Consider the following 19,345-nt stretch of genomic DNA (forward strand, 5'->3'; position numbering starts at 1 on the left):
CATATATTCTTTTAAATAAGACTCATTATGATTTCAAATGAAAGCGATTCACTAGAGAGCGTTAAAAAACATCTAGCCAAGTCTTTTGAGGTGAATGAAAAGAATTTATCTCTATGGCTTAATTGGCACGGGGAATCAGAAGGAAAATTAATCCGCTCGCACTTAGCGCTTTCTACCGGTGAAGCACTAGGACTGTCAAAGCATACAGCAATTATTTGGGCAGTTGTTTGCGAGTTAATTCATAGTGCCTCACTTCTCCATGATGACATTTGTGATAGCGATGAAGTTCGAAGAGGTAAGGTAAGTGTATGGAAAAATTTTGGTATACCCGCTGCTATATGCACTGGGGATTATTTAATAGCAGAGTCCTTTAAAAAAATTACTGAAATTGAACAAGGCTGGCATCAAAACATCTTGTTAGGCTTACTTTCAGGTACTGTGAAGGAAATTGTTTTTGGCCAATCAGGAGATCTCAGCACAAACTTCTTAAACTTAGGTTGGGAAGACTATAAGAATGTTGCTAAGGCAAAAACATCGCCACTTATTTGTTTGCCTATGATGGGAATGTTTAAATGTGCCGAGCTAGGTGAGCCTTACTATATTAATTTAAGAAAAATATCAGACGAAATAGGGCTTGCTTACCAAATTGTGAATGACTTGGAAAATATTTTATTAAATCAAGCCAATGAAATTCCCACAGATATTAAATTTGAAAGAATGAATGCATTGGTAGTTTTAATTAAAGAAAAGTCTTCTGAAAAAGAAATTAATTTTCTTAAAAAAAATAAAGAAGAGCTTAAGCAATTTTTAATTTCTTCAAATATTAAAGATGATTTAATTGATAGGATTCAATTGATATTAGTAAATATAAAAGATTCTTTACACCTTATGCCAATAGTCATAAGACCTATTATTTCTTCTCTTTGTGAAGGAATAGACAAAAAAGCTAGCCAATTTATATATGCAAAATAAAAAAATAATTGTGATTGGAAGTGGTTTTGGTGGCATAGCCGCAGCCTTGCGAATGAGGGCGAAGGGCTATGAAGTGGATTTACATGAAAAATTGGATCAAATTGGCGGAAGAGCAAGGCAGTTTAGTCGAAATGGCTTTGTTTATGACGCAGGCCCCACAGTAATTACTGCGCCTTACCTTTTTAGGGAATTATTTGAAATATTTAATGAAGACATTTTTGATTTTATTAAATTTATTCCTCTAGATCCTTGGTATCGCTTTAGATTCCATGACGGGACATTTTTTAATTATGGCCCAGATCAAGATCAGTTATTAGAGCAAATAAAAGCTATTGAGCCTAAAGACGTCAATGGCTATCTTAAAATGCTTCAGCATGCTGAGAACATATTTGAATTGGGCTATCTCAAGCTTGCTGACCAGCCTTTTCATAAATTAAGTAGTTTAATTAAATATACCCCCGATATTATTAAATTAAAGGGCTATCAATCAGTTTATCAATTTGTTTCAAGCTATCTAAAACATCCAAATCTAAGGCAAGCATTCTCAATTCAGCCATTGCTTGTTGGAGGAAACCCTTTTAATACCACTTCAATTTATGCTCTTATTCATGCGCTTGAAAAAAAATGGGGAGTATTTTTTGCCAAAGGAGGCACTGGAGAAATCATATCTCAGCTAAAGATGCTCATGGAGCGTAAGGGTATAAACATATTTCTCAATAGCGAAATTAAGAAAATTATTACTACAGACAAAATGGTTGAAGGTATAGAAACTGAGGAGGGTAAATTTTTCAAAACTGATTATTTAATTACAAATGCAGACCCTATTCATACAAACAGCAATTTAATAGGGCATAAGAAAATTTCGCTTCATAATAAATTTGTACAAAAAACAGCAAAGCACTCAATGGGTTTATTTGTTCTTTTCTTTGGAACAAAAGTCAAATATGACAATATTGCTCACCATACTATTTGGATGGGACCTCGTTATAAAGAATTGCTGAGCGACATCTTTGACCGCTACAAGCTATCCGAGGATTTTTCTATTTATCTCCACAGGCCAACAGCAACTGATCCTGATTTTGCACCTATAGGCTGCGATAGTTTTTATGCGCTAGTACCAGTGCCAAATTTAAAAGGAAATATTCGCTGGAAAGATGAGGCGTCGGCATTTACACAATCTATTATTAAGGCTCTAGAGCAAACCATGATGCCAAAACTCAGTGAAAATATTTGCGAATCATTTGTTATGACCCCTGAGGATTTTTTACAGGATTACAACACACCTTTTGGCTCAGGATTTTCTATAGCGCCGTTATTTAGGCAATCAGCATGGTTTAGAACGCACAATCAAGATGATTTATATCAGAACCTTTTTTACGTAGGTGCTGGGACTCACCCGGGAGCAGGTGTTCCGGGTGTTCTCAATTCAGCCAAGGTCATAGATAAATTGATTCCATAGTATGGAGAATAATTTATTGATGCGTAAGCATGGAAAAACCTTTTATTGGGCATCTTTTTTTCTTGATAACGTAAAAATGCAAGCGATTTACTCTATCTATAGCTTCTGTCGAAAAATAGATGACATGGTCGACGAAGCTAAAAACTTAAATATTGCAAAAAAAAAACTTCTCATATTTATTGATGCCTGGAATAAAGGTAGGTCTCATCCGGTCATTAATGTATTAAATAATATCCCAAAGGAAAATTGGCCGAACCAAAAGCTCGTAAAAATGTTTTTGAATGGACAGATATCTGATATTAAATTTACCTCATTCAAATCAGAAAAGGCTTTAATAATTTATTGTTACCAAGTTGCAGGTACCGTTGGATTGATGGTTTGTGACATTTTTGGTGTAAAAGATAAAAAAATGCGATATTTTGCAATCGATTTAGGCATTGCAATGCAATTGGTTAATATTTCTCGAGATATTTATGAAGATAGTGCGCGAAATAGGATTTATCTTCCTGAGAGTCTCATTGGTAAACACTCACCCGAAGACATAGCTCATCCAACAAAAAAAACTGCCGCAAAAATAGATTTAACGCGAAAAAAAATGATTAATTTAGCAAATATTTACTTTGCTAGCGCCAGTCAAGCAATTGATCATCTTCCCCGGGGTGCAGCTCTTGCAGTTAAATTAGCTTCTTCTCTCTACCAACAAATTGGATATCAATTAATTCAGACTCAATATCAGCATAAAGAAAAAAGGTGCTATGTAAGTAATATTTATAAGTTACTGATAACATTGAAGATTATTGCTAAATTCCTTATCACTTTTAAAGTTAAATTAAAACCGCATAATAAGAGTCTGCATAAATTTATAACGACTCTTCCAGACTGCCACTTTTAATATATGAAACAAAAATTTGATATTGGAATTATTGGTGCTGGTTTATCTGGATTAACTCTTGGCAACTCTCTTCTTAGTAAAAAAATTAACAATTTCATTTTATTTGAAAAAGATATCAATACAAAAAACGATAAAACATACAGCTTTTGGTCAGGCCCAGGATTGTTTGATATCAAAAAAAGTTTCAGTGTAAAACCTAAAAAAGAATGGTCACAAATAGAAATTAAGGTAAAAAGTAAATCTTATAAGATTGATCTGGGTGAATATAGATATGCTTGTTATAGCTCAGAATCAATTCTTGGTGAACTATACAAAAACCTTACTAAAAAGGGTATTCAAGTAAGGCAGGGGCAATCAGTCAAAGATATTAAAAAAAAACAAGATGGTTGGGAAGTCAAATTAAAGAGTAAAAAAATATTACTCAAAAATATAGTCGATAGCAGACCTAATAAAACATTTGATGATAAATATCCATCATTGAAGCAAGTTTTTGTTGGCTCCGAGATCATATCGAATCAAAAGATATTTGATGAGAATGTCGTGACATTGATGGATTTCGCCGAGTCTAAAAAAAATGTAATTTTTACCTACATTCTTCCATTCTCAAAAACTAAAGCATTAATTGAAACAACTTTTTTTTCTTCTGAGATAGATTTTAAAGCAGTTGAAAAGATTCATAAACTTACTTTATTGAAGTTTAATGTCAAAGAAATAACAAGAACTGAGAAAGCCGTGCTTCCAATGTCACCATACATTGATAGAAGAATGAAAAATCAATATTTTAAAATTGGGAACTTTGCTGGAGCTTCAAGACCTGCTTCTGGATACGCCTTTACTCGAATCGCTCTATGGGCTCACCAAATTAAAACAAAAAAAGAATTTAACTATGAAATGATTGCTCACAAAGAAAATTACCTTACAAATTGGTTAGATAAAATCTTTCTTTCTGTTTTAAGATCTAACCCTCAAATTGCCCCTGAAATATTTAGGATTTTTTTTACAAAAGTCCCAACTTCATCTGCTATAAGATTTTTATCTGACCAATCACGGATATTCGATTATTTAGCAATTATTTTGAAATTACCAAAATTAGTAATGCTTAGGGGTTTGATTAACTTATATGTTAAATAAGGTTAGAATTCACCAGTTTTTTTATTTGATATTAAGTCTTTTTTTAATATTTGTTACTCAACGAGATACAGCTTTCAATATTGCTGACGTTAATTCATCCCTAGCAATCCTATTCCTAATTATTATGTCATTTGGTGTTTCCCACGGCGCAGCGGACTCTATTGTTATATGGAAAACTTTTCCCAAGCTTAAGATGAAAGCCCTAGCTTTCTTAATTTATTTAATAATTGTGCTTTTAGGGCTGATTCTGTGGTTCCAAAGTCCCATGATAGGCTTAGTTCTTTTACTTTTAATGTCAATGGCCCACTTTGGCCATAGTGATCTTTCATACTTAAGTCGAGCTACTCAAGGCATTAAAATTTCTTGGGGCTTTGTCATGACATTGCTTCCTGTCATTTTTTTTGAAAATGATGTTAAATTAATTTTCGACAGTTTAACAAATTCAGATTTAAACCTTAAAGTATTTGAGATACTTAAATTTATTACAATTATCTTTATCGGTAGTTTTTTATTTTTAATTTATATTCATAAGGGTATTGCTAAAAAAGATAAATTTTTTCTTGTCCTCGAGTTATTAGTTACAGTTGTTCTCGCCAGTCTTTTAAGTCCAATTTATTGGTTTACCTTCTATTTCTGTTTTTTACATGGCCTTAGAGCTTTAATTAATATTGGAATTAAATCTTTAAGAGACCTAATGTTTCTAGTAGCCTTCACTTTGCCAGTTACCTTTTTTTCCTACTTTTTTCTTTTTTATAATTTGCAGATTAGTTACTTAACCATCATTTTTTCTTTTTTAATGGCTCTTACAATTTCCCATATGTTTTTGCCGTTAATCAACCGTTTACTATTAAGTAACTTTAAGAATCGGTAAAATTTTGACAGTTAGCTAATCTGCTACAATCTAATTACAAACAATAACTTGCCATTTAAAAATTATGCTTAGCGCTCTCATTATTATTTTTGTAATAACATATGCCGCAATTACGCTTGAACATTCTATAAAAATCAATAAGTCAGCTACTGCACTATTGGGCGCAGGATTGCTATGGACCATTTATGCGGTTTCAACAGGCGATCATTTACTTGTGGGTCATCAATTAAGTGAGTCTATTTCTTCTACTGCAGAAATTGTTTTCTTCTTAATTGGGGCGATGACCATTGTCGAGGTCATAGATGCGCATAATGGTTTTGAAGTTATTACATCTCGTATTAAAACTAAAAAGCTTTCACATTTATTATGGATAGTTGGGTTTCTATCCTTTTTCCTAAGTGCAGTTCTAGATAATTTAACTACCACAATCGTGATGATTTCACTCACAAGGAAACTATTACAAAAACAAGAAGATAGGCTTCTATTTGCAGCAATAGTAGTGATTTCTGCTAATGCAGGCGGTGCTTGGTCTCCTATCGGCGATGTTACAACGACAATGTTATGGATAGGCGGGCAGATAACATCACTAGCCATTATTAAAGGGTTGTTCCTAGCTTCATTAGCTAATCTCATTGCACCATTATTGTTTGTCAGTCATGCCATGCGAGGCAAACTTATTTCATCTCAAACTAAAACATATAACGCCTCTTTAATGCTGACTTCTAATTTTGAGCGAAATACGATGTTTTATTTAGGACTCGGTATTTTAATACTAGTGCCTGTGTTTAAAACACTGACTCATTTACCACCTTTTATGGGAATACTTTTTGGTTTAGGCTTGCTTTGGCTGGTTGGAGATTTAATACATTATAAGAAAGAAGATGCTGATAAACAGCAATTCACTTTAGCCCATGCATTGCATCGCATCGATATGACATCGATTGTCTTTTTCATTGGTATTTTATTGGCTGTCGCAACACTCGAGCATAGCCATATACTTCACTCACTCTCTGAGTTTTTAGATAAAACGGTGGGTCGTCAGGATTATATTGTGACGTTATTGGGATTGCTGAGTGCAATTGTAGATAATGTGCCCCTTGTCGCAGCTTCAATGGGGATGTATGACTTAGCAAAATATCCAGCTGATAGTTTCTTATGGGAATTTATGGCGTATTGTGCAGGAACGGGTGGGTCGATACTAATTATTGGTTCAGCTGCAGGTGTTGCAGCAATGGGTTTAGAAAAAATACCATTCTTTTGGTACGTTAAAAAGATTAGTTGGTTAGCTTTAATTGGTTATTTTGCAGGAATAGCTGTTTATATCACTCAATATAATCTAACTCATTAAAAATGTTGGTTCACCTTTTAGTTTTTCATGAGTATCAAGAATTTCGACGCTCATTCAAATTGTGTTCTCAACCTCATCTATCAAAGTACTTGGTTTTAATTTCAAAGCCTCTGCTAGTTTAAATACAGTGAATAAGCTTGGGTCTTTTTTACCTATTTCTAAATCACTGATATAAGCGCGAGATAAATTAGCTTCTGTAGCTAAAACTTCTTGAGTTAATAATTTTGCTAACCTTCTCTTCCTTAAGGTCTTTCCAAAAGCGGCATCTAATTTAATTAATGATATCAAGATCGGACTCAAATTGAGTAATCACAGTATTTAAATCAATACTTAATAATTCAGCATAGCGTCTTATGACAATCTGTCTTAAGAACCCATAGGAAGTTGCACTATTTAATTCAATATCACTTATTTGGTGGCTTGAAGAGCAGAGGGTATATGCAATATCGCCAATACTTTTATTTTGCGCGATTCTTGCTTGCCTTAAAATATTCCCATCGTAGATAAGCTTTGTTGGCATTATTAATTTCATCTTTTGTTAATATCTTTTTATTGGCTAATAAGAGATAATTTTTTGCAAATCTAAAGGAAGAAAACTTTAAAGTTTTATTTAAATGCACTTAAACTCTCTTAATTTATTTAAATTAGGATTAAATAATGCGCTTAATTTAATTGCAAACTGCCACTTTTAAAGCACTAAATTTTAGCTAAGAATTGACGTTCAGAAATTTCTTGATGGGAAATGGTGAGACATTGGTTTTCTTTTTCATGAAAAGAGGAAAGCTCTGCTATAAACCAATGTTTTTTAGAGGGGGCATGACAAGAGTATTTAAATACAAACTTTTTCCCAGGATTTTTCGCTAGATCTCGAATTGCAGAAGCTGTTTCCTTTGCATCTTCTTTTTCCAGACCCTTGACCTTATCTAATATCTCTAGATAATTTGCACCTTCACAAAAAGCGGTCGTTTTATGTAAAGGTGGATTGCGATTAGCCGCTGCTCTCCAAGCCTCATTGACCAGAATAATGATGCCGTCTTTATCCATGATAGCTATACGAGGGGAGACAAAATTTAAAGCATTACGTGCAAAAACTTCTCTTTTTCTTAAACGCTGTATTTTACTTGGTGGATAATTTTCGTCATCAACTTCTATTGAATTTAGATACACATAATCAGAATTTAGATTCAACCATTGAATAAGCGTAAGAAGTCGTTCGGATTCCGGCATGACTAAGCCATTAATCCATTTTCTTGCAGTTTCCCTTGTGATTGAATTTACTGAGCGTAAATTGAACTCATCAGAGAATTTTTGTGCAGTTGGAATGCGACTATACTTATTCACTAAACCTGAGCGCAGGGCAATAGAAAATCTTTCCAACATATTTGCTTTGGTATTCACAATAACTTTGTTCTTAAGATAGCCTTTATAAACTTTAATATAGAGTGACTATATTCTATTTATGGAGTGCAAAGGGTTATTGTATGTAAAGATCTCGTTACAATTGCCACTTTATAATTGCTATTTCAATTGCGGGATTTGATTCTAATGATCAAAAATTCTGATGCTTTAGATTTAGTGCGCGATGATTAACTGATCCCAGTTAGTTGTGTAGTTTCTTGATTTAAAGTTAGCTTTCATTTCCCATTCTTTTGTAATACCTTCACTGCCTAACTTTAATTTACCTTTCCATCTTTGATTGATGCTATCCATCACCCTCATGCGAGAATTTGAAATTGTGTCGCTGAATAAATTGCCTTGTACTTTATCTTTGGAAGTTAAATTACACAATGTAATACCAGCTTTTTGATAGTCAAAACCATCGCGATAAATATAATCCAATCCCAATAAGGCGGCATTTGTTAATATTATGGTGTCATCACTCAGTTGAAATAATGGAATGTTGACCCCATTAGCATATTGTTTTTTATCATTATGGGGGCTTGTTCTTATATAGATATATAAAGAGGTGGCTACAGAATTTTGCTTTCTCATTCTTTCAGCAGCACGGCTGGTATATGAAGTCACAGCTTCTATGAGTTCTTGTTTGTCTCTCACTCGTCTACCAAAAGAACGGGATACGATAATCTCTTTATTAGGCTCTTCTACATCCTTTAATTCTATACACATCACACCATTGAGTTCACGCACCGTCTTTTCAAGAACAATACTAAATTGCTGACGTATATAGTCTGCATCTGCATGTTTTAAATCTAGGACAGATATGATGCCAAGTTGATTAAGTTTAGGCGCTAATGATCTACCAACCCCCCAAACATCAGAAACAGGAAAATGACTCATCCAGGTTTCAAGCGTATCTTCATCCATGACATTTAAATTACATACACCTTTAAATGATGGATTCTTTTTTGCAATGTGATTAGCTAATTTTGATAATGTTTTAGTAGAGCCAATACCAATAGAAACAGGTAATCCTGTCCATTGTTTGATTTTAGTTTTAATTTGCTGACCATACTTAATAAGATCTTTAGATTTGAATGAGGTTAGGTCTAGGAAAGATTCATCCACGGAATAAATTTCTTGGTCAGGGCTAAATTTGGATAACAATGTCATTACGCGATGACTCATATCTAAATAGAGTGTGTAGTTGGATGAGAGAGCTGTAACATTCTCTTGTTTGGCAAACTCTTTAAATTTAAACCAAGGTGTTCCCATTTTAATACCAAGCTCTTTAGCTTCATTAGAGCGAGAGATAGCACAACCATCGTTGTTACTTAATACCACCACTGGTTTATTTTCTAACTTAGGATTAAACACTCTTTCACAGCTAACGTAGAAGTTATTAACATCAATAAGGGCGATGGATTTCATAAGTTTATTTTACTTGAAAATAGGGAGTTCGAGCAGCTTCAGGAGTGGTGATTTTGGTGGGGTTGGAATAGGAATGTGCTACACTATTCCTATGTTTAAGCGCCTTTATAGTACTTTATGTCTAATCTTTTTGTTTGCTTTTAGTCAGCAAGCAGCGATTGCGCATGAAATTTCTCATATACAGGACCATACCCAAAAGACCCAATCTCATAAGTCAGACCTGAATTCTTGTAGCCAATGTATTGGTTTCGCAAAACTTCAGCATATTAATGATAGTGAATTTACTTTCACTCTTGAAGAGTTAAATCATTACACGGTATTTGTAGTCCAATCTAATTCATACGAATCTCTTACAGCAATTCACTTTGCTGCTCGCGCCCCACCTCAAACTTCAGTATTAAATTAAATTTAATTTACTTCCTTAAATCTTTTAAGGAGGCTTTTATTACTAATTTTTTATTGAAGAGGTTTCAAAGTGAAACTTAAAAAAATAACATTTGCTCTACTTTTTATATTTACTTATCCAGCGATCGGTGCGGATAAAGGAACTTTAACTATACCCACCACAGCGGTGACTGGTAATCCTTTGGGTGTTGGCTCTGATCAAATGGTGATACCGATTTCTATCCTTAATGGTCGAGAGCTGTCATTAAGGCGAGAAAATACATTGGCCGAGACGTTAAATAGCATTCCGGGTGTAAGTAATAGCTCCTTTGGCCCCTCAGTTGGACGCCCCATGATCCGAGGTATGGATAGCGATCGCATTAAGATCTTACAAAATGGCGTCAATAATTTAGATGCTTCTAACTTAAGTTTTGACCATGGTGTATCGATTGACCCTTTAATTATTGAACAAATTGATGTCATTCGGGGGCCTGCCACACTTCTTTACGGGGGTGGTGCAGTAGGCGGTGTAGTAAATGCCATTGATCATCGAATTCCTAAAGAGAAATTTGAAGGTATTACAGGTCGAGGTGAAGTGCGTTATGGCGGAGCTAATTTAGAGCAAAGCAATGCTGCAGTGGTGGATGTGGGTACAGGTAATTTTGTGATGCACTTCGATGCCTATAATCGAGACGCTAAAAATTTACGTATTCCAGGCAATGCGGTTTCGAATAGAAAAAGAGATACTCGATCTTGGCAGATCGGAGAGGATGGCGCAGGGGGCTTCGCTCCAAGTGGTGAATACGGTATTCATAAGCTTATTAATAGTCAATCAGAAACTAAAGGAGGCGCTATAGGAGCGTCCATGATTTTTGATAGGGGTTATGCTGGGGCGAGTTACGCCAAACATCAAACACAATACGGGAGCCCATTAGAATCAGCAGTTTCTATTGATATGGATAATGATCGTTTTGATTTTGCATCTGAAATTAGAGATCTCGGTAATTTCTTTGATCGTGCTAAATTTCGAGCCGCTTATACGGATTATATGCATAAAGAAATTGAGAACGGCTCAGTTAACACAGCATTTAAAAACCAATGTATTGACGGCACATTTGAGTTAGGCCATCAACCATTACTAAGTTTGAAGGGTGTTGTGGGCTTACAATTTGAAAGCGGAAAGTTCCAAGCTCTTGGAGCGGAGGCTTTCGTACCTTCATCTAAAACCAATAGCCAGTCAATTTATCTCTATGAAGAATTGCCTATCGACAAACATAAAGTAACCTTTGGTTTAAGACATGGTCAGCATGATGTTGATTCCAAAGGAGGCGGGAATTTTATAGCTGCTAACAAGAATTTCAAAACGAATAATAGTGCGATTGGGGGTCTTTACACCTTAAATTCTCAATGGTCTTTAACTGGAAACTTAAGTCACAATGAGCGCGCACCTTCTTACTTTGAGCTATATGCGAATGGTGTGCATGCAGCAACTGGAACCTATGAGCAAGGACAAGCTAATTTAAAGATTGAAAAATCAAATGGGTTAGATGGTCAGATACGTTGGAAATCAGGACAAGATAGTTTGACTTTAGGAGCTTATTACACAAATTTTTCAAATTACATTGGATTAAGATCAACGAATGATACTCAACCTGTTGGCTTAATTAAAACTCACAAAATATCTCAATTTTCTGCTATCAAAGCTGAATTCAAAGGTGTTGAGTTAGAAGGTAAGAGTATGCTCACTGATACCTTGCAGTTGAATGTAAGAGGTGATTATGTGGATGCTAAAGATAAAACGAATGGTGGTTACGTACCTCGTATATCACCGCTTAAATTAGGCGCAGGCCTTAAGTATGAATTTGATCGTTTTGGCGCAAGGTTAGATGTGCTTCATGCTTTCAAACAAGATCGTGTTGCATCAAATTATAATTACGAAGGAGGTAAAGAGCTTATTACAGACGCATATACAAACGTCAGTATGATGGCGACTTATAAGTTACCTGCACAATATAATTTAGAAGCTTTTACAAAAGCTAATAATTTATTGGATGAAGAAATTCGTGAGCATGCATCTTTTTTAAAAGATATAGCACCAATGGGTGGACGGTCAATCATGTTTGGACTGCGAGGAGACTTTTAAAAAAGAATTTTGCCTAAGCTGGTAAAGGGCGTGACGCAAAAATATCAAAAAATTTAACTCTTGAACAACCTATTTAGTTAGCTGGTTTATTGTTCTTGTCTAACGACTTAGATTTGTACAATGTTTTAGATTTAACGTCACCATTTCTTTCCCAATAAGTTTCGTACCCAACTTTTTCACCATTTGCAAAATTTGATTCAGATCGTTTGCTGCCGTTGTCATAAAAAAGTGTAAATAAACCATCTTCTTTTCCATTTTTGTAATGCGCTTCTAGCTTTAATTGGCCATTTTCGAACCACTGATTCCAAATACCATCTTCTTTATCATTTTTATAAGTTGTCTGAATATATTTTCCACCACTGATATACCAGAAAATTTCTAGACCCTCTTTTTTACCATTAACATAATTAACTTCATATTTTAAATTTCCATTGTGAAACTTTTCGGTATATTTACCAGTTAATGGTTTTTCTGGTGAGTCTTTAGCCTGCGTGGCAAAAGAAAAGAAGAGAATAATTAAAAGATAAAATATCTTAAAGTTTTTAATAGATAACATATTGAAATATTACCTTATTATCATCATTAGCAGCAGATAGGTGCAAGCTTAAGACTGGACGTAAGAAAATAAGAGGTTTCATAAAAATAGCCACATAAATTTATTGATTTTTTGTCAAATATTATTGGAAAAAGTTCACAATAAAAGCCAATAAGAATTCAAATTGGAATAATATAAAATATTAAGAATCTGAAATTTTTGGATTAAACTCAAGAGGTTAAATTAACCTGTTAAAAACAATATGATAAAAAGAATAATTCATCATGAAGCCGAAAGCCCCTCCGATTACTTCGCTTTGGTTTGTACTAAATTTCTACGCGTCTTTGCCGATACTTTTTTTGCAGGGCGTTATGGACATAGGGCAGTAGTTTTAGAGAAGGTTGCAGGTGTGCCAGGGATGGTGGGCGGCACATTACAGCACCTGAAGTCTTTAAGGCGTATAGAAAATGATCAAGGATGGATAAAGACACTTCTAGAAGAGGCCGAGAATGAACGTATGCATTTAATGACCTTCATTGAAATTGCCAAACCCAATAGCTTTGAGAGACTTTTGATTATTCTAGCGCAAGGTATTTTCTATAATTTATTCTTTTTGCTTTATTTGATATCGTCCAAAACAGCCCATCTTTTAGTGGGCTATTTTGAAGAAGAGGCTGTTTATAGCTACACAGAATATTTGCAGGGAATTCGAGAAGGTAAATATGAAAATATTCCAGCCCCTCAAATAGCTATTGATTACTGGCATCTAAAAAATGATGCACGGTTAAGCGATGTGATTCTAGCTGTTAGAAAAGATGAGATGAATCATAGAGATGTAAATCATTCTTTTTCAAATCAGCTCACTTAATAATAATTTTACATAGAGGTATTCACTGATGAAAATAAAAGCTCTTTTATTTGTAAGCGTATTAACCCTTCTTTTTTCCTTAAATATTTTCTCTTACCCAAGAGATGGGGGGTCATTGAGCAAGCCTTCAGTGAATTTTGCTAACCTAAAAGATGGAGATAAAGTAACAAGCCCTTTTAAGGTGATCTTTGAATTAAATGGCATGCTGATTAGCCCTGCAGGAGAATATGTAGAAGGCTCAGGCCATCATCATTTATTGATTAACCAGCCATATATAGCAAAAGGGCTCACAATCCCCGCAGATTTAAATCATTTACATTTTGGTAAAGGACAGAAAGAAGTCGAGCTCAACCTAACATCTGGCATCTATACACTTACCCTTCAGTTTGCAGATGGTTATCATCGCTCGTATGGCATGGAGTTGAGTAAAACTATAAAAATTGAAGTGCAATAATTATTTTTAATTTATGACTTTTGATCATAAACAAGATGCGCAATTTGCAAAATCAGTTTTATTTGTTGCATTTGCTAATTTAGCTTATTTCTTTGTAGAGTTTATAGTCGCAAACAACATACATTCAACCTCTCTTTTTGCAGACAGCATTGATTTTCTCGAAGACGCCTCAATCAATATTCTTATTTTTTTAGCGCTTGGATGGTCAGTAAAAAATAAAGAAAGATTGGGTAAATGTTTAGCAGTTATTTTGGTTGTACCTGCAATTGCTTTTTTATATACAACCTGGCAAAAGTTTAATATGCCTTCAATTCCAGATCCATCTATTCTGTCTTTGACGGGGTTAGGGGCTCTCCTGGTTAACCTTGGCTGTACTTTTGTTTTAATTCGATTTAGAGATTATCAGGGCAGTTTAACAAGAGCCGCTTTTCTTTCTGCACGAAATGATGCATTAGCTAATATAGGTATTATTATTGCGGGCTTAATAGGATTCATTTGGTTATCGATGTGGCCAGACCTCATTGTGGGGTTCTTTATTATGGCCATCAATCTTGATGCTGCAAAAGAAATCTGGGAGGCTTCAGAGCATCACAAAATACCTTTGAAGCCGTAATTTTTTTTTAAGACTGGGTTAATAAGGCTAAATTAAGGAACAAAAAATAAATTATAAGGTCGTATTGATATGAAATTTTTCTTCTTGTTACTTAGTCTTCTTTCATTAATAAGCATTAGTGGTTGTCAGAGCCTTGCAGAAAAAAATCCCGTACTTAAAGGTGAGCTTACTGTATTCCATGAGCTTCCTAATGATTTCAAACCTCCTACTATTGCGATAGTACCATGGCACCAATCACAAAAAGGTTCTTTGGAGTTTAAAAATTATGTAGCAATCCTTAAAGATCGTATCGAAAAATTAGGCTTTACTGTTATTGATCACTCCAAAAAACCAGAATTACTACTTTTCTTTGATTATGGCGACGACATGGGAAAAGAGATGACTGAGACTTACACCGTCCCTGATTTCGGCATGATAGGTTATTCGGGATATTCACTAAATTCATGGGCTATGTATCCAGGTTTGCCTATGTATGGATATCGTGGCTATCAAACCCATACTAACAAATATACTTTGTATACAAGATATATCCATATTGATATAGCAAAACCTAAATCTAAAGACAAAGAGCTCGATAAAGTTTACGAGGGGAGTTTAAGAAGTAAAGGAACATGTTCAAAACTCACTGCGACACTTCCATATTTGATTGATATGTATTTCAATAATTTCCCGGGAAAAAATAATGAGACTCAATCATTAGAAAAATCTTGGAATGGTGTTTGTTAGTTTTTTTTATGAAAAATTACTCTTTTAAAAAATTTAGTCTTATTTTGCTTTTTTTCCCAATTTTTTGTTTCGCAAAAGACTGGAATTTTGACGTGCTTATGGATGGTAAATTGATTGGCGAACATACCTTTCAATTAAAAGAAGAAGAAAAATTTCATCAGCTGACGAGTAATGCAAACTTTAAAGTCACACTCTTATCTATTCCTGTGTATAAGTATAAACATATATCGCAAGAGCTTTGGAATAAAAACTGCCTTCACTCAATAAACGCTTCAACGCAAGATGGCGGTGACACATACAAAGTGCTCGGAAAATTTGAAGTCAATACGTTCAAGCTGATTGAGCCTGCAAAAGAAGCCTTTTCTGCAGAGTGCCCTATGACTTTCAGCTATTGGAATCCACTCATGTTAAAACAAAGTCAATTATTAAATGCCCAGATGGGTGATTATACTGAAGTACAAATTAAAAGTTTAGGTAAGGAAGTTATTAAGGTAAAAAATGAAAATATAGAAGCTGACTCATATCGCATAACAGCCCCTAAAATTAATATTCAGATTTGGTATAAAGATAATAAGGAATGGGTTAAGTTAGAGTCAATTACACCTGACGACCATCATATTTCCTACATCCTTAAGTAGATTTTGGCGGGGCGTAATAGTGTTATGTGACTAAGTGTCAAAATTTTGACTCTTATTAAAGTTAAGATATCAAAAATAATCCTGTTAATTTTGTAATATTTAAAACAGCTTTGATATTTTTTTCTTATTTTATTGGTTAATTAAAAAAGGTCTTTATGAAGTTATTACTAAAAGCGTTATTCGTCACGATAGTATTTTCTAGCAATGTTATTTCGGCTCCAGCCTACATCATTCCCTCTTTACCTGGCTGGCAAGTGCAACCAATTATCACTGTGGGAGAAGTTGCTGCCAACGGCTATGCCATGGCTGGTGTACCAGATGGTTTAGGTGTTTTTACAAATAACGACGGCACTTTTAGTTTGCTGATGAACCATGAGATAGCTCACGATAAAGGTATTGCTCGCGCTCATGGAGAAAAGGGTGCGTTTGTTTCTCGCTGGGTCATTGATATTGAAAGTCTCAAGGTGAAAAGTGGAACGGACTTAATTAAATCAACAGTTCCAGCGGGTTTGAATTTTAATCGATTTTGTTCTGCGGATTTACCCCCGTCCTCGGCTTTCTATAATGTAGCGACTCGGAAGGGATATAACGGGCAGCTCTTTTTAAATGGTGAAGAAGATAAAGCAGGTGGACGAGCTTTTGCTCACAGCCTAGAAGGCATCAGTTATTTAATGCCTGATTTTGGCCATATTGCATGGGAAAATTTATTGGCTAATCCTTCAAGCCAAGATCGCACTTTGGTAATAGGTTTAGATGACATTCAAGATGGTTTGCTATTAGTCTATATGGGCAATAAAACGACGGTGGGAAATCCGGTTGAACAATCTGGATTAATTGGCGGACAGTTGTATGCAATTAAAGTCACTAACGAGCGCTTTAGTTTAGTGCCCTTGAAGGCTATGGCAAGTTTAGATGGCAAAACTCTCAGAGAAGAAGCTAAAAAACTTGGTGCCACAGGCTTTGCAAGACCAGAAGATGGGGCTTGGGATGCTTTAGATGCAAGCAAATTTTGGTTTGCCACTACCGATAAAATCGGAGGCGACAGCCGATTAAATCAATTGATTTTTGATGACATCTCAAATCCTTTGCATGGCGGACGAATTAGTTCTCCACTCAGCGCCCAAAGTATAGGGGCTGAAATGTTCGATAATTTAGTTGTAGATGGCGATGGTCGAGTGTTGGTGCAAGAAGATCCAGGAGAAAATAACCGTTTAGCAGCGATTTGGATGTATGAGCCTGCTGTTAATAAAACCACTAAACTATTTGAATCTAATCCTGAGTTATTTAAACCTGGGGCAGTTGATTTTATGACGATCGATGAAGAACATTCAGGTATTGTTGAAATTACATCCTTATTGCAGAAAGCTTCATGGTTTGATGTTAAACGCAGATATTATCTCGGCACCACACAAGCGCATCTTGATCATAAAGATACAAAGTTAGTTGAGCATGGTCAGCTATGGTTGATATCAGGCCCATCAATAAAAAATTAATCGTTAGATTATTGTGGATACATTAAGTCACGCCTTATGGGGCTATGGATTATTTGGATATAAGAGATATCCTTGGACTGCAATTTTTTTTGGTGCAATGCCAGACTTAATTTCATTTGGCTTATTTTTACTTATGAATGTTGCAACAGGAAATTGGTATTTCGGTAAGCCTTCCTTGGCGTCTATTCCAGACTGGCTCTTCTTAACTTACTCAGTCGGCCACAGTTTCATTATATGTTTGCCGATTATCTATTGTGGTTATCGCTTTAATCGAGCTTTAGCTATGGCTATGCTGGCCTGGCCATTTCATATAGTTCTTGATTTTCCATTTCACTCAAAAGCTTTTTTTGCCACTCCAATTTTTTGGCCCATATCAGATTTTAAGATAGACGGCATTCCATGGACGCATTGGTATATCTGGTATCCAAACATTTTATTTCTTTCTATCTTGCTGATTTATCGCTTTAAGAAAAGATAAATTAAATTAATTTAAGTACGTACTAAATTCATCTTTTATAACTTCTTATTTTTTGTTGACTATTAAGGTTTCAATTTGATAGCTATTACTTTACAATTGCCGAAACCTTAAGCTTAATCTGAATTAGAGGCAATTATCATGTCAGAAAAAAACAACATTGATAAGAAATTATCTAGTATCAAAAATTTGCTAGCCAAGCAAAATTTAGTCGGAAACCTCATTCTTAAGCAAGAAATGTCTCGCCAAGATATTGTCGAATCTTTGGTTCAAAAACAAAATTCCATCGAATTAGAAAGACTCATTAAGAAGCTTGAAGTGAATGAAATCGCTCGGATTCTAGAGGTTTTATTAGAACACGAGCGAATCGTCGTTTGGGATCATATTGAGTCAAGTCGTCGTGATGATGTACTCCTTGAAGTTTCTGATGATATCCGCATGGACCTTGTGTCTGATGAAACTTCAAATAAAGAACAAATTACAGTGATTCGAGTATTCGATCTCTTTAAAGGGCGCTTACGTCAGATACCTATATACAGTAGAAAAGATCTCGAAAAAGCAAGGCCTATATGGGTAGATCTTGTGACACCTGAAATTGAGCAGCTCGAGTGGGCAAGGGAGATTTTTGGTGCTCACATCCCTAATCCTAACGAACTGACCGATCTAGAGACAAGTGCACGTTTTTATATTGAAGATAATGGTGAGATCCATCTACATTCTAATTTCTTACTCGACACAACGAAAGAATCTAAGAATGTCACCGTTGCCTTTGTTCTTAAAGACAAAATACTATTTACAGTGCGAAACGAAGAGTTGCCTGTATTTAGACTACAACGTTTAAGAGCGCGTGCAGAAGCAGGTTACGTGTCACAAGCTAAAGATGTCTTATTAGACTTGTATGCAGCAGATATTGAGTATTCAGCAAACGCACTAGAAGACGTTTACTCAAGATTAGAAAAAGTGGGCAGTCAAGTTGTGAAGTCTTATATGACGAATAGCCAAGCTGCAACCATACTTTCTGATATTGCGATCGAAGAAGATTTAAACGGTAAGATTAGACGCAATGTGATGGATACCAGAAACGCGCTATCTTTTTTAATGCGCTCAAAGCTTTTATCCGCGAGTCAACATGAAGATGTGAAAGAAATTTTACGTGACATTGATTCATTAGATGGCCATACATCATTCTTATTTAATAAGATCAATTTCCAGATGGATGCTACAGTGGGTTTCTTGAACGTAAATCAAAATATTGATTTGAAAAGATTAACGATTATTAGTGTGGTCTTTATGCCAGTGAACATTATTGCAGGTATTGGTGGTATGTCTGAATTTAGCATGATGACCGATGGTATTCCATGGCCATTGGCTTATAGTTGTTTTGTTTTAATCATGATTGCCATCGGAGCGCTCACTTTTATAGGGTTAAGAACATTTGAAAATAAGCGTATTGAACGATTAAGATCTGAAAATAAATAAATTTTTTATACTTTATTTTTCCGAAACTTCTTGAT

21 protein-coding genes are annotated in these 19,345 nt (G+C 34.9%); 16 read left to right on the plus strand and 5 right to left on the minus strand.

Annotation, left to right across the window (positions count from 1 at the left end):
- Positions 1-27: 27 nt before the first annotated feature.
- From BN1208_RS02975 to nhaD, 6 genes are all read left to right on the plus strand, one after another.
- Positions 28-972: a polyprenyl synthetase family protein gene (locus tag BN1208_RS02975; protein WP_046487765.1), complete on the plus strand. Its 945-nt coding sequence runs from the start codon at positions 28-30 to the stop codon at positions 970-972.
- Positions 962-2,431, plus strand: a complete 1,470-nt coding sequence (gene crtI / locus BN1208_RS02980) for a phytoene desaturase family protein (RefSeq protein WP_046487767.1) — start codon at positions 962-964, stop codon at positions 2,429-2,431. The genes BN1208_RS02975 and crtI overlap by 11 nt, the downstream gene beginning before the upstream one ends.
- Position 2,432: 1 nt before the next feature.
- Complete coding sequence (locus tag BN1208_RS02985; protein ID WP_046487768.1) at positions 2,433-3,323, plus strand: phytoene/squalene synthase family protein; 891 nt, start codon at positions 2,433-2,435, stop codon at positions 3,321-3,323.
- A 3-nt stretch (positions 3,324-3,326) separates the two neighbouring features.
- Positions 3,327-4,454: a lycopene cyclase family protein gene (locus BN1208_RS02990; protein WP_046487770.1), complete on the plus strand. Its 1,128-nt coding sequence runs from the start codon at positions 3,327-3,329 to the stop codon at positions 4,452-4,454.
- On the plus strand, positions 4,444-5,325 hold the full coding sequence (locus tag BN1208_RS07455) for a Brp/Blh family beta-carotene 15,15'-dioxygenase (RefSeq protein ID WP_046487772.1): 882 nt from the start codon (positions 4,444-4,446) through the stop codon (positions 5,323-5,325). The genes BN1208_RS02990 and BN1208_RS07455 overlap by 11 nt, the downstream gene beginning before the upstream one ends.
- 64 nt (positions 5,326-5,389) lie before the next feature.
- Positions 5,390-6,673, plus strand: coding sequence for a sodium:proton antiporter NhaD (gene nhaD, locus BN1208_RS03000; RefSeq protein ID WP_046487773.1), 1,284 nt, complete (start codon positions 5,390-5,392; stop codon positions 6,671-6,673).
- Positions 6,674-6,727: 54 nt separating this feature from the next.
- On the opposite strand, the gene BN1208_RS03005 is transcribed toward nhaD, so the two are convergent.
- From BN1208_RS03005 to BN1208_RS03020, 4 genes are all read right to left on the minus strand, one after another.
- Positions 6,728-6,961, minus strand: coding sequence for a helix-turn-helix domain-containing protein (locus BN1208_RS03005; RefSeq protein ID WP_197540438.1), 234 nt, complete (start codon positions 6,959-6,961; stop codon positions 6,728-6,730).
- Entirely contained in the window at positions 6,945-7,193 is a 249-nt protein-coding gene (locus BN1208_RS03010; RefSeq protein WP_162197759.1) for a helix-turn-helix domain-containing protein, read from the minus strand. Before BN1208_RS03010 ends, BN1208_RS03005 begins: the two co-directional genes overlap by 17 nt.
- 176 nt (positions 7,194-7,369) lie before the next feature.
- Entirely contained in the window at positions 7,370-8,071 is a 702-nt protein-coding gene (locus BN1208_RS03015) for a hypothetical protein (RefSeq protein ID WP_156157781.1), read from the minus strand.
- Between the two features lie 174 nt (positions 8,072-8,245).
- Positions 8,246-9,502 carry a Y-family DNA polymerase gene (locus tag BN1208_RS03020; RefSeq protein ID WP_046487779.1) on the minus strand — a complete coding sequence of 419 codons (1,257 nt, stop codon included), beginning with the start codon at positions 9,500-9,502 and terminating at the stop codon, positions 8,246-8,248.
- 130 nt (positions 9,503-9,632) lie between these two features.
- Here BN1208_RS03020 and BN1208_RS07125 point away from each other — a divergent pair, with 130 nt between their 5' ends.
- Complete coding sequence (locus BN1208_RS07125) at positions 9,633-9,908, plus strand: hypothetical protein (protein WP_162197760.1); 276 nt, start codon at positions 9,633-9,635, stop codon at positions 9,906-9,908.
- Positions 9,909-9,977: 69 nt separating this feature from the next.
- Positions 9,978-12,029, plus strand: a complete 2,052-nt coding sequence (locus tag BN1208_RS03030) for a TonB-dependent receptor (protein ID WP_052734624.1) — start codon at positions 9,978-9,980, stop codon at positions 12,027-12,029.
- Between the two features lie 73 nt (positions 12,030-12,102).
- Here the strand turns inward: BN1208_RS03030 and BN1208_RS03035 are convergent, their stop codons facing one another.
- Positions 12,103-12,585: a toxin-antitoxin system YwqK family antitoxin gene (locus tag BN1208_RS03035; protein WP_046487781.1), complete on the minus strand. Its 483-nt coding sequence runs from the start codon at positions 12,583-12,585 to the stop codon at positions 12,103-12,105.
- 241 nt (positions 12,586-12,826) lie between these two features.
- Between BN1208_RS03035 and BN1208_RS03040 the strand changes: the two genes are divergently transcribed.
- The 8 genes from BN1208_RS03040 (at position 12,827) to BN1208_RS03075 (ending at position 19,310) form a co-directional block, all read left to right on the plus strand.
- On the plus strand, positions 12,827-13,432 hold the full coding sequence (locus BN1208_RS03040; RefSeq protein ID WP_046487783.1) for an alternative oxidase: 606 nt from the start codon (positions 12,827-12,829) through the stop codon (positions 13,430-13,432).
- Between the two features lie 28 nt (positions 13,433-13,460).
- Positions 13,461-13,886 (plus strand): DUF4399 domain-containing protein, encoded by a 426-nt coding sequence (locus BN1208_RS03045; protein WP_082092828.1) that lies wholly within the window; start codon positions 13,461-13,463, stop codon positions 13,884-13,886.
- Between the two features lie 13 nt (positions 13,887-13,899).
- Positions 13,900-14,499: a cation efflux transmembrane domain-containing protein gene (locus tag BN1208_RS03050; protein WP_046487785.1), complete on the plus strand. Its 600-nt coding sequence runs from the start codon at positions 13,900-13,902 to the stop codon at positions 14,497-14,499.
- Positions 14,500-14,568: 69 nt separating this feature from the next.
- Positions 14,569-15,225, plus strand: coding sequence for a DUF4136 domain-containing protein (locus BN1208_RS03055; protein WP_046487787.1), 657 nt, complete (start codon positions 14,569-14,571; stop codon positions 15,223-15,225).
- A gap of 8 nt (positions 15,226-15,233) precedes the next feature.
- Entirely contained in the window at positions 15,234-15,863 is a 630-nt protein-coding gene (locus BN1208_RS03060; protein ID WP_052734625.1) for a DUF6134 family protein, read from the plus strand.
- 155 nt (positions 15,864-16,018) lie between these two features.
- Complete coding sequence (locus BN1208_RS03065) at positions 16,019-17,356, plus strand: hypothetical protein (RefSeq protein WP_046487790.1); 1,338 nt, start codon at positions 16,019-16,021, stop codon at positions 17,354-17,356.
- 13 nt (positions 17,357-17,369) lie between these two features.
- Complete coding sequence (locus tag BN1208_RS03070; protein ID WP_046487792.1) at positions 17,370-17,834, plus strand: hypothetical protein; 465 nt, start codon at positions 17,370-17,372, stop codon at positions 17,832-17,834.
- Between the two features lie 138 nt (positions 17,835-17,972).
- On the plus strand, positions 17,973-19,310 hold the full coding sequence (locus BN1208_RS03075; RefSeq protein ID WP_046487794.1) for a CorA family divalent cation transporter: 1,338 nt from the start codon (positions 17,973-17,975) through the stop codon (positions 19,308-19,310).
- Positions 19,311-19,345: the final 35 nt, after the last annotated feature.

This window comes from Candidatus Methylopumilus planktonicus (assembly GCF_000981505.1).
Classification (GTDB): Bacteria; Pseudomonadota; Gammaproteobacteria; order Burkholderiales; family Methylophilaceae; genus Methylopumilus; species Methylopumilus planktonicus.

Excerpts from the sequence above, each read along its gene's own strand:
- BN1208_RS02975 (WP_046487765.1), top strand. The coding sequence starts at position 28 with ATGATTTCAAATGAAAGCGATTCACTAGAGAGCGTTAAAAAACATCTA.
- crtI (WP_046487767.1), top strand. The coding sequence starts at position 962 with ATGCAAAATAAAAAAATAATTGTGATTGGAAGTGGTTTTGGTGGCATA.
- BN1208_RS02985 (WP_046487768.1), top strand. The coding sequence starts at position 2,433 with ATGGAGAATAATTTATTGATGCGTAAGCATGGAAAAACCTTTTATTGG.
- BN1208_RS02990 (WP_046487770.1), top strand. The coding sequence starts at position 3,327 with ATGAAACAAAAATTTGATATTGGAATTATTGGTGCTGGTTTATCTGGA.
- BN1208_RS07455 (WP_046487772.1), top strand. The coding sequence starts at position 4,444 with ATGTTAAATAAGGTTAGAATTCACCAGTTTTTTTATTTGATATTAAGT.
- nhaD (WP_046487773.1), top strand. The coding sequence starts at position 5,390 with ATGCTTAGCGCTCTCATTATTATTTTTGTAATAACATATGCCGCAATT.
- BN1208_RS03010 (WP_162197759.1), bottom strand. The coding sequence starts at position 7,193 with ATGCCAACAAAGCTTATCTACGATGGGAATATTTTAAGGCAAGCAAGA.
- BN1208_RS03020 (WP_046487779.1), bottom strand. The coding sequence starts at position 9,502 with ATGAAATCCATCGCCCTTATTGATGTTAATAACTTCTACGTTAGCTGT.
- BN1208_RS03035 (WP_046487781.1), bottom strand. The coding sequence starts at position 12,585 with ATGTTATCTATTAAAAACTTTAAGATATTTTATCTTTTAATTATTCTC.
- BN1208_RS03040 (WP_046487783.1), top strand. The coding sequence starts at position 12,827 with ATGATAAAAAGAATAATTCATCATGAAGCCGAAAGCCCCTCCGATTAC.
- BN1208_RS03045 (WP_082092828.1), top strand. The coding sequence starts at position 13,461 with ATGAAAATAAAAGCTCTTTTATTTGTAAGCGTATTAACCCTTCTTTTT.
- BN1208_RS03050 (WP_046487785.1), top strand. The coding sequence starts at position 13,900 with ATGACTTTTGATCATAAACAAGATGCGCAATTTGCAAAATCAGTTTTA.
- BN1208_RS03055 (WP_046487787.1), top strand. The coding sequence starts at position 14,569 with ATGAAATTTTTCTTCTTGTTACTTAGTCTTCTTTCATTAATAAGCATT.
- BN1208_RS03060 (WP_052734625.1), top strand. The coding sequence starts at position 15,234 with ATGAAAAATTACTCTTTTAAAAAATTTAGTCTTATTTTGCTTTTTTTC.
- BN1208_RS03065 (WP_046487790.1), top strand. The coding sequence starts at position 16,019 with ATGAAGTTATTACTAAAAGCGTTATTCGTCACGATAGTATTTTCTAGC.
- BN1208_RS03075 (WP_046487794.1), top strand. The coding sequence starts at position 17,973 with ATGTCAGAAAAAAACAACATTGATAAGAAATTATCTAGTATCAAAAAT.